This window comes from Rhodopseudomonas pentothenatexigens (assembly GCF_900218015.1).
Taxonomy (GTDB): domain Bacteria; phylum Pseudomonadota; class Alphaproteobacteria; order Rhizobiales; family Xanthobacteraceae; genus Rhodopseudomonas; species Rhodopseudomonas pentothenatexigens.
This window is the reverse complement of sequence record NZ_UFQQ01000013.1, coordinates 51,544-66,977: the sequence shown is the minus strand read 5'-3', so window position 1 is coordinate 66,977 and position 15,434 is coordinate 51,544. Positions and strand designations below refer to the sequence as shown.

The window sequence follows — 15,434 nt, the reverse complement described above, 5'->3', positions numbered from 1 at the left end:
CGCCACTGTGAGCGGGCGGTCCTTGGAGGAAACCATGTCGGAACATCTGATCGTTGCCGATGAAGAGGGCGTGCGCGTGATCACCATGCGCCGGCCGGAGAAGAAGAACGCCCTGACGCAGGACATGTATCGGGCGATGACCGCGGCGATCGACACTGCGCAGAACGATCCGGCGATCCGCTGCCTGATCATCACCGGCGGCTCCGGCGTGTTCACCGCCGGCAACGACCTCGACGATTTCCTGAAAGCCGGCACCGACCAGAGCGGTGCGCCGCGGGTGACGGCGGCGACGGATTTTCTCTACGCGCTCGCGCGCAATACTAAGCCGCTGATCGCCGCGGTCGACGGGCTGGCGATCGGCATCGGCACCACGCTGCTGTTCCACTGCGACTATGTGCTGGCCTCGACCTCGGCGGTTTTCTCGACGCCGTTCATCCAGCTCGGCCTGGTGCCGGAAGGCGCCTCCAGCCTGCTGGCACCGCGCAGCATGGGCCACCAGCGCGCCTTCGCGATGCTGGTGATGGGGCAGAAGCTCGGCGCCGAGCAGGCGCGCGAGGCCGGCTTCGTCAATGCCGTGGTGCCGCCCGGCCAGACCGAGGCCGACGCGATGAAGGCCGCCCGCGACATCTGCGCGCTGCCGGCCGAAGCGGTGGCGATCTCGCGCAAGCTGATCAAGCCGTCACCGGACGACCTGATCGCGCGGATCGATCAGGAGAGCAAACTGTTCGGCGAGCGGATGAAATCGCAGGAAGCGGTCGGGGCGTTTCAGAATTTCTTCATGCGGAAAAAAGGCTGACTCCGCAGCGGCGGCATCAGCCGGCGACTTCTTTCCGGCCGACCAAGCAAGGAATGCACGTCAGGAGACCAGTTCGCCGACACGGCGCGAGGCGATTTTTGACGTCCGCGCGCTGCTACACACGCATGCCTGATTGATTTTCTCGTCGCGGCCAACCACTATCCGGTATTGCGAGTAGTTGGTGGGGGCGGAATGAAAAGGTTGTTTGTTGCGTTAGTACTCGCGGGAATGGCGATATCACCGGTGCTGGCGCAGCAGGAGCCGTGGGGCGGCAACGTGCTCGGCTGGAAGTTCACCCAGACGGCGGAGGCCAACAACGTCGTCAATTGCCGCGCCACACAGGGGCAGAACATCGTCTCGCGACGAAACAACGGAAAGCACTATCTGTCCGTGCCTGCGCCGACGGACCTGCCGCAAGGCTGGTACCGCGAGGGCCGCGCCTCGATCATCATCGGCGGCAATGCCGAGCCGGTCGATGCGGAAAAAGGCGGCCGCCTGGCGTTCTATGTCGATGACGGCCAGCTGACCGCCCTGTCCCGCGCGCGCGGCTATCAATGGCGTGTCGCGGGGCCGCGCGGCATCCTGACGGGATCGGCGTCCTTCACCGGCGACGTCGGCAAGGCGGTCGCCGAACTGCACGCCTGTGTGAAGGCGAACACCGTCGCCGCACCGCAGCCGGGGTCCGCAGCCCCGGCGCCGGCGCGCACCATCGCGAAATGGTCCGGCCCGTGGGTCTGGATCAATCCCCTGACGCTGTTCGGCAAGCCGGTCGACACGCGGGGGCAACGGCTGTCGATCGAGCTGTTGCCGAACAACCGGGTGAATATCTGCACCGATCTCCGGCGCAACGACACCTGCAAGAACGCACCCTTCACCGAGCGCAGCGGCGTCTACCAGCTGTCGCCCAACGGATCGGAGCTGTACGAGATCAGGACCGCCAACGGGGGTCTCAGCGGGCAGTTCTGGTTTCGGAAAGAGAGCCGGACACGCACCGGTCCGGACGGCACGTTCGTCCTCAACTAATCCTCCCGGCGACACCGCAGCCGACGGGCGGCCTTCGCCGACATCTGCGCCGGCCACGTTTCCGGCCGACATCCGACATGTGGCGCAAACACTGCGTCGAACCATGGGACCTTCAACATGCGCGTGCTGACGTTTCTGCTTGTTTGCTTCCTGGCTGCGGCTCCGGCGGGGGCATTCGCCTTCCCCGGCCTCGGCCAGACTGTTGCGCCCGCGGATTCGGCACGGCAGGACGCGGTCGGGCACCGCGGATGGGATGGAACCGCCCCCCTCATCCGCGTCGCCGCCACTCCCGCCCAGGCCGCCGAAGCCGTGGTCAAACAGTTTGCCGAGGCGGCGCGGACTGCGAACAAGGAGACGATCGGCGGTCTCGTGCGCGGCGTGTTCGACATGGACACCACGACCAAATCGGCGCTCGGCCGCTACGCGCGCCAAGCCACGCCGGATCAATTGCAGGCCGTGTCGCGCGAATTCGAGAAAATTCTGGCGAAATCGGTTCTGAATTCGACGGCCGATCAAAAGGCGACCAGCGTCAGCGTTGATCCCTGCACGGAAGCGCAGCGAAACTTCACGTGCACCAGCCGCTTCATGAGACGTGGCGCCCAACCCATCGTCATCGTCTGGCGGGTCGCTGCCAACGCCGGCTCGTACAAGATCTTCGACATGATCGTCGAGAACGTCAGCGCGGTGACCATCTATCGAGACTCGTTTGCGTCCATCATCCAACAAAGCGGGATCGACGGGCTGATTGTGCAGTTGAAGACCAGAAATCAAAGCCAGGCCAAATGATCCAGCCGCAGCGCCGCGGCCAGACCCGCATGCAGCGCTCGCTGCGATTTTGATCCCTGACAGATAATGATCGGAGAATTTTCATGCGTGCAGTCTTCGGCCTGATGATAGCGGCCTTGTTCGTCCCCGGCGCCGCGCTGGCGCAGGGCCAGCCGCCCGGCGACGCCCGGTTCTGCCAGCAATATGCCGAGACCGTCGCGACCGCATCGGAAGACGCCATCAAGTCCAACCCGGCATGCCTCAACCCCGGCAAAGGCGTGCATGGCGACCGCAACAATCATTTCGCGTGGTGCATGCGCACGCCCAGCGACGAGGTGCAGGGAGCTGCGGTGCATATCCGCCGGCTGGGCAGCCGCTGCGCGGGCCTGCTGGTGACGCCGGAGGAATACGGCGGCTATTCGATCATCGGCAACGGCCAGATGGAGCAACCTTACGGGCAGGCCCGGGGGTGGGACGTATCGGCCGCCTTCAGCGGTCGCCTGTTCATGTACTGCGCGGCGGTGAGCCGGCGCGACGGTCGCGAGGTGCGTATCGGCGTCGACCAGGCGATGCCGGGCGACGGCAGCCAGTGGCAATTGGTCGTCCCGGTGAAGGCGAACAAGGACTGGCAGGGGCGCCTCGAAATCGACGGGCAGGATCCTGCCGGCGGCGCCGGCGCGGATGTCAGCGGCACCATCTTCGACGACTGGACGATCGCCTGGCTCAACATGGGGCAGGTCGACGCCTTGAAGAACGGCCGGCAGGCGGTGCTCGGCGTCGGCAAGATGGACTACGACTTCCGCCTCGACGGAATCGCCGCCGCGATCCTCAAGGTGCAGGAATGTCGCAGCCGCCTCGGCGTTCCGCCCGCCGCGTCGGCGGCGCAGCCGCCGGTCAGTCAGCAGATGGCGGCTGCACCGCCGCCGCCGCCGCCGCCCCCGCCCCCGCCCGCCAACAATTCGGGCGCGAATTCGCAGGTAATCTTCAAGCTGCGCGCCAACCCCGACCTGTGTGTCCGCAACATCGGCGGACGAGGCGAAGACTCCGCCGATATCGTGCTGTCGCGTTGCGGCCAAGCGCAAGGCGAGATTTTCCTGTTCGACACCAAGGGCAGTCCGATCCGCCCGCAGGATCGAAGCGACCAATGCGTGTTCATCAACCAACTGCCCGAACCGCCGGACTACGTGATCACGATGGCCTGCAATATGGCGCGCGACCGCTGGCAATATCAGGCGCAGGCCGGGCAGGTTCGCGGCAACCAGAACCGCTGCTGGACGGTCGAGAATCGGGCAATCCGTCCCGGCGCCAAGATCGTCGCGACGCCTTGCCGCGCCAATGCGGCGGAGCAACAGTTCGACGTGGAGTATTGAGGCGACGCCCGCTAGAGCTTTTCCGGTTCTGATAGAATCAGAACCGGAGCTCTCGATTCTTGATCGGACGCGTTTTCTTCACGCGAACCGATTTCCACTTCGCTCGAAAACGCTCCAAGTCGAACGCCTGACCGTTTCGAGCATCCCAAGAGCAAACCGAGTTCGCCGCGCCGATCCGCCGGATCCGAGGCCGACGAGACCAGCTACTTCTTCCCCTTCCCGAACACCTGATCGCTGAACGGATTCGCCGCAGGCGCCCTCAGTTCGATGAAGCCGAGCTTGACCTCCTGGTGGCACGAATTGCACCCCGCCGTCAGGTCGCCATAGGCCTTGACGAAGGCCTTGCTGTCTTCGGCGGCGATCGCGGCGGTGAGCGCGGCGATCGGTTTGGCCATGGTGGTGACGTCGTCGACCGGCAGGCTCTGATACAGCGAGGCTGCCTCTTGCAGCCGGGTCTTGATCTGACGGGTCTGGTAGCCGGCGAGTTTCCAATTGCCGGTGATGCCGGCGAACCACAGCTTGATGTGCCGCGCTTGCGCGGCTTCCATCAGATCGGCGAGCCGCGGCGTGCCGTTCTTCTCGCCCCCATTCGGCTGCTGCGCGGCGGCGAGCGGAATTGTGGCGGCGAGCGCGACCGTCGCGACCATGGCGGCGGACCAAACCAGCGAGAGCCGTTTCATTGAAGCATCCTCGGTGTTCTGCGCGACGACGGCAGGCGCCACCGCCGCGACTCCATAGCGAACAGCAATCAGTACCGCGCTGGACGCACCGAATTCAATCGGCACCGCGGCAAGGCCGGTATCCGGCGACGCACCGACGCACCGATGCGGCAAAGAGGCATCGGGCGAGGCTTGCATTCGCTCGCGCGGCGGGCGATGCCGGCCCGGCACGCAGCAACCTTCGGACCGCCGATGACCAAGCTTCGCCACCGCACCGCCCTGCTCTCAGCCGCGACCGCGCTGATGCTCGCCGCAGCACCGGCGCGCGCCGCCGAATTGCTGCCGCCGCCGGTCGATCTCCGCATCCTCGCGATCAACGACTTTCACGGCAATCTGAAGCCGCCGCCCGGCGGCATCACGATCGACGATCCGGCGGACCCGGCCAGGAAGATCCAGGTGTCGGCCGGCGGCGCCGAACACATGGCGACGCTGGTCAAGGAGCTGCGCAACAATCGCCGCAACACGATCTTCGTCGCGGCCGGCGATCTGATCGGCGCCAGCCCGTTCCTGTCGGCGATGTTTCACGACGAGCCGACCATCGAGGCGCTGTCGCTGATGGGACTGGCGTTGTCTTCCGTCGGCAATCACGAATTCGACGAAGGCAAGACCGAGCTGCTCCGGATGCAGAACGGCGGCTGCCACCCGGTGGACGGCTGCCGCGGGCCGCATCCGTTCAAGGGCGCAGCGTTCAACTATCTGGCCGCCTCGACGGTCGAAACCGCGACCGGCAAGACGATCTTTCCGGCTTACGCGATCCGCAAATTCGGCGGCGTGCCGGTGGCGTTCATCGGGCTGACGCTGAAGACGACACCGAACATGGTGTCGCCGCCCGGCGTCGCCGGCCTGTCGTTCAAGGACGAAGCCGAGACCGTCAACGCCCTGATCCCGGAGCTGAAGGCCAAGGGGATCGAGGCGATCGTGGTGCTGATCCACGAGGGCGGCTTTCCGACCGGCGACTACAATGCGTGCCCGGGCATCTCCGGTCCCATCGTCGAGATCGTCGACAAGCTCGATCGCGCGGTCGACGTGGTGATCAGCGGCCACACCCACCGCGCCTATAACTGCCGGATCGACGGCCGCCTCGTCACCAGCGGCGACAAATACGGCACCATCGTCACGGCGATCGATCTGAAGCTCGATCCCACCACCCGCGACGTGATCAGCGCCACGGCGGACAACACCATCGTCCGCACCGACGCGCTCGCCAAGGATCCGGCGCAGAGCGACCTGATCGCGGCCTACGACAGGCTCGCCGGTCCGATCGCGGCGCGACCGGCCGGCTCGGTGACGGCGGCGCTGTCACGCGTGCCGAACGCCGCCGGCGAGAGCGTGCTCGGCGACGTCGTCGCCGACGCCCAGCTCGCCGCCACAGCGGATCCGGACAAAGGCGGGGCCGAGATTGCGCTGACCAACCCGGGCGGGGTCCGCTCCGATATTCTCGGCGGCGAAGGCGGCGCGGTGACGTTCGGCCAGGTGTTCGCCGCGCAGCCGTTCCGCAATCAGCTGGTGACGATGACGCTGACCGGCGCCCAGCTCAAGGCGGCGCTGGAGCAGCAATGGGCGGAGCCGGCGCGGCCGCGGATTCTGCAGGTGTCGAAGGGCTTCAGCTTCACCTGGGATGCGGCGGGCGCCGAGGGGAATCGCATTCCGGCCGACAGGATCACGCTGAACGGCAGCGCGGTCGATCCGGCGCGGGCCTACCGCGTCACGGTGAACGCGTATCTCGCCGCCGGCGGCGACGGCTTCACCGTGTTCAAGGCCGGTGCTGCACCGCAAACCGGGGTCTACGACGTCGATGCGCTGTTCGCCTATTTCAGGACCCACAGCCCGGTGGCGCCGCCGGCCGCGGATCGTATCGTGCGGTTGAATTGAGGCGCAGCGGCTAAGCCTTAAGCGGCCCTTTCGCTCGCCGCGGCGAATAACTACATTCATTTGAATATATCGCACACACAGACGGCGCCGGGCTATTTCCGAATGACCACGCTCTTTCTGACCCATTCCGCGTGCCTCGACCATCACACGCCGGAAGGACATCCCGAGCGCGCCGCGCGGCTCGTCGCCATCAACAAGACGCTCGGTGAAGAACGCTTCGCGGCGCTGGCTCGCGCGGAATCGCCGATCGGCTCGCTCGAGCACATCGCGCTGTGCCACACCGATCACCACATCGTCGAGCTGCGCCACATGTCGCCGTCGACCGGCATCGTCTATATCGACGGCGACACCTCGATGTCGCCCGGCACGTTCGAAGCGGCGCTGCGCGGCGTCGGCGGTTCGGTCGCGGCGGTGGACGCGGTGATGAAGGGCACGGCCGCCAACGCCTTCGTCGCCACCCGCCCGCCGGGGCACCATGCCGAGATCACCAAGCCGATGGGGTTCTGCTTCTTCGGCAACGCCGCGATCGCGGCGCGCTACGCCCAGCGGCAATACGGTATCGAACGCGCCGCGGTGGTGGATTTCGACGTGCATCACGGCAACGGCACCCAGGACATCTTCTGGGGCGACCGCACCGTGATGTATTGCTCGACCCACCAGATGCCGCTGTTCCCGGGGACCGGCTCCCAGGGCGAACGGGGCGAACACGACAATATCGTCAACGCCCCCCTCGCCTCCGAAGACGGCGGTACCGAGTTCCGGTTCGCGTTCGAGCAGGCGATCCTGCCTCAGCTCAAGCGGTTCGCCCCGGAACTGATCGTGATTTCGGCCGGTTTCGACGCACATTATCGCGATCCGCTGGCCAGCCTGAACCTGCGTGCGGAAGATTTCGGCTGGGTCACCGAGCGGCTGATGGAAGTCGCGGATCAGACCGCCGGCGGGCGCATTGTCTCCGTGCTCGAGGGCGGCTATGACCTGCAGGGCCTGAGTGAATCCGTTGCGGCTCACGTCGGCGCCCTGATGGGCGCTTGAACCAGCCGCCCCGCCGGGCGACCAAGAACAACAACCAAGACAATGCCGCCGCGTCCCTGCGCGGCGCTGCCGGGAATGCGAAATGGCCGAAGCCTCCACCGCCGATGTCAAGAAGCTGAGCTTCGAGCGCGCCCTCGAGGAACTCGAGACCATCGTCAAGCGGCTGGAAGACGGCAAGGTGGCGCTCGAGGAGTCGGTCACGATTTATGAACGCGGTGAGGCGTTGAAACGCCGCTGCGAGGACCTGCTCCGTCAGGCCGAGGCGCGGGTCGACAAAATTACCACCGACGCCCAGGGCGCTCCGACCGGAACAGAACCGCTGGACGTGCAATAGCACCATGCAACAGGTATCCTGCTCCGTCTTGGCCACGGCGTCGCCGTGGTTGCGGTGCAACACCGGCGCCGAGAAAATCAGGCTCATCAACCGTCTTGGCCGAAAGTTTGCGCAGCCTGACCACGCCTTGGGCGGTCGATGGTTGGCTTTGAAGACTGGTTTGTGTAAAGGTATGAGCTTATGCGCCGCGCTTGACACTTGCCGAGGAGGCACTGTCAAGTTCGGTGGACGTGTGCAGCCGCAATAGGTGATCGAGGTCACCTCGACGGTCGGGAGCGCACATTACGCTTCGATCGTTGATTTCTCCTGAACCAGGAGTGCGCGAGCCGGGTGAGGCTCGGGCAGACCCGACATTCGGACATTCGTCGAGGGACTCACCACCCTGTAGTTATAGACTGGAATATCGCCGTGACCGAATTTAGTAAAACGCCGCTTCTCGACACCATTCGTACGCCCGAAGATCTGCGCAAGCTGCGCATCGATCAGGTTCGGCAGGTCGCCGACGAACTGCGACTGGAGACGATCGACGCGGTGTCGGTCACCGGCGGGCATTTCGGCGCCGGTCTCGGCGTGGTCGAACTGACCACCGCGCTGCACTACGTGTTCGACACCCCGCGCGACCGGCTGATCTGGGACGTCGGGCATCAGGCCTATCCGCACAAGATTCTGACCGGCCGGCGCGATCGCATCCGCACCCTGCGCACCGGCGGTGGCCTGTCCGGCTTCACCAAGCGCACCGAAAGCGACCACGACCCGTTCGGCGCCGGCCATTCCTCGACCTCGATCTCCGCCGGCCTCGGCATGGCGGTCGCCAGCGAGCTCTCCGGCAAGAAGAACAACGTCATCGCGGTGATCGGCGACGGCTCGATCTCGGCCGGCATGGCCTATGAGGCGATGAACAACGCCGGAGCGATGAACTCCCGTCTTATCGTCATTCTCAATGACAACAACATGTCGATCGCGCCCCCGGTCGGCGCGATGTCGGCCTATCTGTCGCGGCTGTACTCCGGCAAGACCTACCGGTCGCTGCGCGAGGCCGGCAAGCAGATCGGCAAGCACCTGCCCAAGCTGATCGCCGATCGCGCGGCTCGCGCCGAAGAATATTCTCGCGGCTTCATGATGGGCGGCGGCACGCTGTTCGAAGAACTCGGCTTCTACTATGTCGGCCCGATCGACGGCCACAATCTCGACCACCTGCTGCCGATCCTGCAGAACGTCCGCGACGCCGACACCGGCCCGTTCCTGATCCACGTGGTCACCCAAAAGGGCAAGGGTTACGGCCCGGCCGAAGCCGCCGCCGACAAATATCACGCGGTGGTCAAATTCGACATCGCCACCGGGGCCCAGGCCAAGGCCAAGTCGAACGCGCCGTCCTACCAGAACGTGTTCGGCCAAAGCCTCGTCAAGGAAGCCGAGAAGGACGACAAGATCGTCGGCATCACCGCGGCGATGCCGTCGGGCACCGGCATCGACATCTTCGGAAAGACATTCCCGAAGCGCACCTTCGACGTCGGCATCGCCGAGCAGCACGCCGTGACCTTCGCGGCCGGCCTCGCCACCGAAGGTTACAAGCCGTTCTGCGCGATCTACTCGACCTTCCTGCAGCGCGCCTACGACCAGATCGTGCACGACGTCGCGATTCAGAAGCTCCCGGTGCGGTTCGCGATCGACCGCGCCGGCCTGGTCGGCGCCGACGGCGCCACCCATGCCGGTTCGTTCGACAACGCCTATCTCGGCTGCCTGCCCAACATGGTGATCATGGCTGCTGCCGACGAAGCCGAGCTGGTGCACATGGTGGCAACGCAGGTGGCGATCGACGACCGGCCGAGCGCGGTGCGCTATCCGCGCGGCGAAGGCCGCGGCGTCGAGATGCCGGAAGTCGGTATTCCGCTGGAAATCGGCAAGGGCCGCGTCATCCGCCAGGGCAACAAGGTGGCGCTGCTGTCGTTCGGCACGCGGCTCGCCGAGGCCGAGAAGGCCGCCGACGAACTCGCCACCCTCGGCCTCTCCACCACCGTCGCCGACGCCCGGTTCATGAAGCCGCTCGATGTCGAGCTGGTGCTGAAGCTCGCCCGCGACCACGAAGTGCTGATCACCATCGAGGAAGGCTCGATCGGCGGCTTCGGCAGCCATGTGATGCAGACGCTGGCCGAGCACGGCATGCTCGACGGCGAAGTGAAGATGCGGTCGATGGTGCTGCCCGACGTGTTCCTGGACCACGACAACCCGGTCGCGATGTACGCCCGCGCCGGGCTCGACGCCAAGGCGATCGTCAAGAAGGTGTTCGACGTCATCGGCAAGGACGCCAAGGCCGACACCGTCAAGCTGGCCTGAGCTCTGATCCGCATCGATAGTTCCGCGGTGTCATTCCGGGGCGCTCACCAACGGGTCCGGCCTTCGGCCGGCCCGATGACAGGCTCCATGAGCGAGCCCGGAATCCATAACCACCGCCGGGAGTATGGATTTCGGGCCTTCGCCACGCTCGGCTGACGCCGACCGAGGCGAATCCCGGAATGACGAAGAAGATCTACCTCGCCGGCCCTGACGTGTTTCTGCCCGATGCGCTCGAGGTCGGCCGGCGCAAGGCCGAGCTGTGTGCCGACCACGGGCTCCAGGGGCTGTTTCCGCTCGACAATGCGGTGGCGCTCGCCGCCCACGACGCCTCCCTGCAGATCTTCCAGGGCAACGAGGCGATGATGAACGATGCCGATGCGATCATCGCCAATCTGACGCCGTTTCGCGGGCCGAGCGCCGACGCCGGCACGGTTTACGAACTCGGCTACATGGCCGGACGCGGCAAACTGGTGCTCGGCTATTCGAACGATCCAGCGACCTATGTCGAACGCGTGGCACGGTTCGAAACGATCGAGACCCGCGACGGCCTGCTGATCGGCGCCGACGGCCTCGCGGTCGAGGATTTCGGCCTCGCCGACAATCTGATGCTGATCCATTGCCTTGACCTACACGGCACGCCGCTGGTGACGCCGCACGCCGCGCCGGCCGACCTGTGGCACGATCTCGCGAGCTTCACCGCCTGCGTCCGGATTGCGGCGCAGCGGCTGGGGCCGAAACAGGCGCGCTGACCCTTGGCGAAGTCACCGGATTCCACGCCCCGGAAGCGTGCCGATGTCGTGCTGGTTGAACGCGGGCTGTTCGACAGCCGCGCGCGGGCGCAGGCGGCGATCGAAGCCGGCCTCGTGGTCGCGGACGGCAAGCCGGTCACCAAGGTCTCCGAACCGATCGCGCTGGATGCACAGCTCGAAGCGCAACCGGCGCATCCGTGGGTATCGCGCGGCGGCGTCAAGCTCGCCGGCGCCCTGGAGCGCTACCCGATTCCGATCGAGGATCGCGTCTGTCTCGACGTCGGCTCGTCGACCGGCGGCTTCACCGAGGTGCTGCTGGCGCACGGCGCCGCATTGGTGTTCGCGGTCGATGTCGGCCGCGATCAGCTCCACGCTTCGCTGCGCGGCCACCCCAAGATCGTCTCGATGGAGGAGACCGACATCCGCAAGCTCGAAGGCACCCGTCTGCCGCAGCGGCCAGATGTGGTGGTGATCGATGCCAGCTTCATTTCGCTGAAGCAGGTGCTGCCCGCTGCGCTGTCGCTCGCCGCATCGCCGATGAGTCTGCTGGCGCTGATCAAGCCGCAATTCGAGGCGCCATCGAAACGCGGCATCGTCCGCGACGCCAAGGTGCATCGCGCGGTGTGCGACGAAGTCATTGCCTTTGCCGCCTCGCTCGGCTGCCGCGACATCGAGGTGTTTGCGTCCTCGATCTCCGGCGGGGACGGCAACGTCGAATTCTTCCTCGGTGCAAAGCGCGGCTAAGAGCTTCCAAGGCGCGACGTCTTGGCCGGAACCAAAGTCTTACTCCGGCCGCAACTTCGGTTATGGTGCGCGCTATGACCGTACCTGGTTCCAACATCGCCGCCGGCGCGCTCGCGCCGGCGAAGTCGTCTGCGTGGCGGACAGAGCTGATCGAAACGCTGTGGCTCGCGTGGCCGATGGCGCTGACCCAGCTCGGCCAGATCGCGATGATGACCACCGATCTGGCGCTGATCGGCCGGCTCGGCGACACCGCCGTGGCCGCGGCGGCGCTGGCGCATATCGTGCTGTTCTCCACCTTCACCATGGGGCTCGGCTTGGTTTCCGCGGTGACGCCGCTGGCCGCGCAGGCGTTCGGCGCCCGCGCGCCGCGGCAGGTCCGCGCGTCGCTCCGCGTCGGGCTGTGGGCGGGCGTGATCGCCGGCATTCCGCTGACGCTCGGCCAGTTGTATGGCGAGGAGTTGCTGGTCGCGCTCGGCCAGGACGCAACGACGTCGCGCCTCGCCGGCGACTATCTCGACGGGCTGGCGTGGTCGCTGGTGCCGGGCTGGCTGTTCATCGCGCTGCGCGGCTTCATGGGCGCGGTGAACCGGCCCGAGCCGGCGCTGTGGATCATGCTGACCGCAATCCCGATCAATCTCGGCCTTGCTTACGCGCTGATCCACGGCTCGCTCGGCCTGCCGCGGCTCGAGATCTTCGGCGCCGGCCTCGCCACCACCATCGTGTCGTGGGCGATGTGCATCGCCGCCGCAGTAGTATGCGTGACGATGCGGCCGTTCCGGAAGTACCAGGTGTTCGGCGAGCTGTTCCGGTTCGACGGCGAGCTGATGCGACGGCTGCTGCAGCTCGGCCTGCCGATCTCCGGCGCCTCCGTGCTCGAATACGGCGTGTTCGGCGCCGCCGCTCTGCTGATGGGCCTGTTCGGCACCACCGCGCTCGCGGCACACCAGATCGCCCTGCAGGTCGCAGCGATCATGTTCATGGTGCCGATGGGGATTTCGGTGGCCGCCACGGTGCGGGTCGGCCACGCGGTCGGCCGCGGCGATCCGCCCGGCGCGCGGCGCGCCGGCTTTGCGGCGATCGGCCTCGGCTTTGCGTTCATGGCGGCGATGACGCTGCTGGTGGCGCTGACCCGGCACCAGATCCCGTATCTGTTTCTCGGGGAATCCGACACCGCCGCCGCGACCGCGGCGCTCACCGCATCGCTGCTGATCGTCGGCGCCAGCTTCTTCATTGCCGACGGCCTGCAGGTGGTCGCCAATGGCGCGCTGCGCGGGCGCAACGATACAAAGATACCACTGCTGTTCGCGGTGCTCGGATTCTGGCTGATCGGCTTTCCGTTCTGCTGGGTACTCGGTTTCCACACCGCGCTCGGCCCGTTCGGCGTCTGGATCGGATTGGCGATCGGCCTGACCGTCTACGCCGCGCTGCTGATGTGGCGCTTCCACCGGCTGACGCGGGACTCGATGGCCGCCGCCGTCGCCGCCTGATCAGTTCCGGCTTTACGGCCTGCCGGCCGGAGACTATCGCATCGCCATGATCCAGACCCTGACGATCGATCAGCTCGGCCACCGCGGCGACGGCGTCAGCCTGTCGCCAGGCGGCGCGACTTACGTGCCGTTCGCGCTGCCCGGCGAAACCGTCGAGGCCGAACCGGTGCAAGGCCATCCCGATCGCCGCAAGCTGCTGCGCGTCGAGGTGCCGAGTCCCGACCGGATCACGCCGTTCTGTCCGCATTTCGGCGTGTGCGGCGGCTGCGCGATCCAGCATCTGCGCGACGAGCCGTATCGGACGTGGAAGCGCAACCTGGTAATCGAGACGCTGACGCAAGCGGGAATCGACGTTGCGGTCGATCCGCTGATCGACGCCCACGGCGCCGGACGCCGCCGCATCACGCTGCACGCCCGCAGGGGCACGCACGACATCCTCAAAGTCGGCTTCAGCGCCACCGCCAGCCACGAGATCATAGGCATCGATCACTGCCCGATTCTCGATCCGGCGCTCGGCGGCGCGCTGGAAGCGGCTTGGGCATTGGCCGAAGCGCTGACGCCGGTCGGCAAGCCGCTCGACATTCAAGTCACCGCCACCGAGAACGGCCTCGATATCGACCTGCGCGGCTCGGGGCCGCTGCCGCCGAAGATGATCACCTCGCTGTCGCAGCTCGCCGAGCAACACAAGCTTGCCCGGCTGACGCGCCACGGGGAATTAGTTCTGCTCCGCCGGCCGCCGGTGGTGACGATCGGCAAGGCCAAGGTGACATTGCCGCCGGGCGCATTCCTGCAGGCGACGGCGTTCGGCGAACAGACGCTGGCGGAGCTGGCGATGGCGCATCTCGGCCGCGCCAAGCAGGTGGCGGACCTGTTCTGCGGCGTCGGTCCGTTCGCACTCCGCCTCGCCGAGAAGGCGCGGGTGTTCGCCTGTGACAGCGACGCGCCGGCCGTCACCGCGCTGCAAAAAGCCGCACCGGCGACGCCGGGGCTGAAGCCGGTGAAGGCGGAAGCGCGCGACCTGTTCCGACGCCCGCTGGCGCCGCCCGAACTGCGCGACTTCGACGCCGTGCTGTTCGATCCGCCGCGCCAGGGCGCGCAAGCGCAGGCCACACAGCTCGCCGCCGGCCGCGTGCCGCTGGTGATCGCGGTGTCGTGCAACGCCACCACCTTCGCCCGCGACGCCAAGCTGCTGATCGACGGCGGCTACAAACTGGAACGCGTGACCCCGGTCGATCAGTTCAAGTACACGCCGCATGTCGAGCTGGTGGCGGTGTTCAGGAAGTGGTAGTTCAAAGCGTTTCTCCGGGACGCTCGCGAACGCGAGCGAACCCGGAATCTGGAGCTGTCGAGCAACCGGCATTCAACATGTCGGGATTCCGGGTTCACGCGCTCTGCGCGTGCCCCGGAATGACCGAGTAACAACTACCCGATCGCGATGCCGCCGCCGATGGTGCGGTTGAGGACTTGGGTGGTGCGCTCGATGCGTTCGGCTGCGCTGTTGAGTGCGGCGGCGACGGCGCGGTTGGTGGTCACGGTACGGTCGAGCGAAGCCGCACGATCGTTGCGCAATGCTTCCACTTCCTGCTGCAGGGCGGCGATGCGGCCATGAGCATCGAGCAGTTCGTCGGCCATCATCAACGCCGCCATCACAGTGAGCCGCGCATCGCCGATTTCGCCGAACCGGCCGCGCAGGCTCTGGATCCGCATTTCGAGATTCTCGGCGAGCCCGAGCAGCTGCGGCTCCTGACCCGGTTCGCAGGCCATCCGGTATTGCCGGCCGTTGATGGTGACGCTGACGTGGTTGGCGGATCCAGCGGAGTCGTTCGAGCTCATGACTCCTCCTCGGCCGGCTGCGGATCACCCGCTTCCGTATCGAGCACGTGGCGGATGGTATCGATGGCCGAATCGAGCCGCTGCGCGATCTCGCGGTTGACCCTCTCCAGCTTGCGGCTGCGCACCAGCGCGCCATCGAGTTCGTCGGCGAGCCGCGATCGATCGGCGCCGAGCGCCTGAATCCGCGATGCCAACTCGTCTTCGTCTCGATCAGCCTCGGCACGGCGCTCCACTGCGCTTTCCAGCGCTTCGAGCGCCGCGGAGAGGCGACGCGCCGCCGCAACGATCTCGGCCGGCGCCTGATCGGAAGCGATGGAACCGTGGGCAGGACGATCCGTCATGCTCGTTGCGCGACCCCTCGCAAGCTCCCACACCC

15 protein-coding genes are annotated in these 15,434 nt (G+C 66.5%); 12 read left to right on the top strand and 3 right to left on the bottom strand.

Features of this window, described 5'->3' with window-relative positions; genetic code table 11:
- Nucleotides 1-34: 34 nt before the first annotated feature.
- The 4 genes from DWA33_RS13905 to DWA33_RS13890 all read left to right on the top strand — a co-directional run bounded on the left by DWA33_RS13905 (nt 35) and on the right by DWA33_RS13890 (nt 3,954).
- Nucleotides 35-796: a crotonase/enoyl-CoA hydratase family protein gene (locus DWA33_RS13905; protein WP_114358672.1), complete on the top strand. Its 762-nt coding sequence runs from the start codon at nt 35-37 to the stop codon at nt 794-796.
- 243 nt (nt 797-1,039) lie between these two features.
- Nucleotides 1,040-1,819, top strand: coding sequence for a hypothetical protein (locus DWA33_RS13900; protein WP_147270246.1), 780 nt, complete (start codon nt 1,040-1,042; stop codon nt 1,817-1,819).
- Nucleotides 1,820-1,936: 117 nt separating this feature from the next.
- Entirely contained in the window at nt 1,937-2,605 is a 669-nt protein-coding gene (locus tag DWA33_RS13895; protein WP_114358670.1) for an MlaC/ttg2D family ABC transporter substrate-binding protein, read from the top strand.
- An 83-nt stretch (nt 2,606-2,688) separates the two neighbouring features.
- On the top strand, nt 2,689-3,954 hold the full coding sequence (locus DWA33_RS13890) for a ricin-type beta-trefoil lectin domain protein (RefSeq protein ID WP_114358669.1): 1,266 nt from the start codon (nt 2,689-2,691) through the stop codon (nt 3,952-3,954).
- Nucleotides 3,955-4,157: 203 nt separating this feature from the next.
- Here the strand turns inward: DWA33_RS13890 and DWA33_RS13885 are convergent, their stop codons facing one another.
- Complete coding sequence (locus tag DWA33_RS13885) at nt 4,158-4,634, bottom strand: hypothetical protein (RefSeq protein WP_114358763.1); 477 nt, start codon at nt 4,632-4,634, stop codon at nt 4,158-4,160.
- Between the two features lie 231 nt (nt 4,635-4,865).
- Here DWA33_RS13885 and DWA33_RS13880 point away from each other — a divergent pair, with 231 nt between their 5' ends.
- From DWA33_RS13880 to DWA33_RS13845, 8 genes are all read left to right on the top strand, one after another.
- A complete protein-coding gene (locus DWA33_RS13880) occupies nt 4,866-6,545 on the top strand; it encodes a bifunctional metallophosphatase/5'-nucleotidase (protein WP_114358762.1) in 1,680 nt (559 codons plus the stop codon).
- A 102-nt stretch (nt 6,546-6,647) separates the two neighbouring features.
- Nucleotides 6,648-7,577 carry a histone deacetylase family protein gene (locus DWA33_RS13875; protein ID WP_114358668.1) on the top strand — a complete coding sequence of 310 codons (930 nt, stop codon included), beginning with the start codon at nt 6,648-6,650 and terminating at the stop codon, nt 7,575-7,577.
- An 82-nt stretch (nt 7,578-7,659) separates the two neighbouring features.
- The gene (locus DWA33_RS13870) at nt 7,660-7,911 is read left to right on the top strand and encodes an exodeoxyribonuclease VII small subunit (RefSeq protein WP_114358667.1); all 252 of its coding nucleotides are present in this window, start codon (nt 7,660-7,662) and stop codon (nt 7,909-7,911) included.
- Nucleotides 7,912-8,319: 408 nt separating this feature from the next.
- Nucleotides 8,320-10,245 (top strand): 1-deoxy-D-xylulose-5-phosphate synthase, encoded by a 1,926-nt coding sequence (dxs, locus tag DWA33_RS13865; RefSeq protein ID WP_114358666.1) that lies wholly within the window; start codon nt 8,320-8,322, stop codon nt 10,243-10,245.
- A 179-nt stretch (nt 10,246-10,424) separates the two neighbouring features.
- A complete protein-coding gene (locus DWA33_RS13860) occupies nt 10,425-10,994 on the top strand; it encodes a nucleoside 2-deoxyribosyltransferase (RefSeq protein ID WP_114358665.1) in 570 nt (189 codons plus the stop codon).
- A 3-nt stretch (nt 10,995-10,997) separates the two neighbouring features.
- Nucleotides 10,998-11,738: a TlyA family RNA methyltransferase gene (locus tag DWA33_RS13855; RefSeq protein ID WP_114358664.1), complete on the top strand. Its 741-nt coding sequence runs from the start codon at nt 10,998-11,000 to the stop codon at nt 11,736-11,738.
- A 62-nt stretch (nt 11,739-11,800) separates the two neighbouring features.
- Entirely contained in the window at nt 11,801-13,225 is a 1,425-nt protein-coding gene (locus tag DWA33_RS13850; RefSeq protein ID WP_114358663.1) for an MATE family efflux transporter, read from the top strand.
- A 46-nt stretch (nt 13,226-13,271) separates the two neighbouring features.
- Nucleotides 13,272-14,513, top strand: coding sequence for a class I SAM-dependent RNA methyltransferase (locus DWA33_RS13845; RefSeq protein ID WP_114358662.1), 1,242 nt, complete (start codon nt 13,272-13,274; stop codon nt 14,511-14,513).
- Nucleotides 14,514-14,647: 134 nt separating this feature from the next.
- On the opposite strand, the gene DWA33_RS13840 is transcribed toward DWA33_RS13845, so the two are convergent.
- The gene (locus tag DWA33_RS13840) at nt 14,648-15,058 is read right to left on the bottom strand and encodes a cell division protein ZapA (RefSeq protein WP_114358661.1); all 411 of its coding nucleotides are present in this window, start codon (nt 15,056-15,058) and stop codon (nt 14,648-14,650) included.
- A complete protein-coding gene (locus DWA33_RS13835; RefSeq protein WP_114358660.1) occupies nt 15,055-15,399 on the bottom strand; it encodes a DUF4164 domain-containing protein in 345 nt (114 codons plus the stop codon). Before DWA33_RS13835 ends, DWA33_RS13840 begins: the two co-directional genes overlap by 4 nt.
- Between the last annotated feature and the right edge of the window lie 35 nt (nt 15,400-15,434).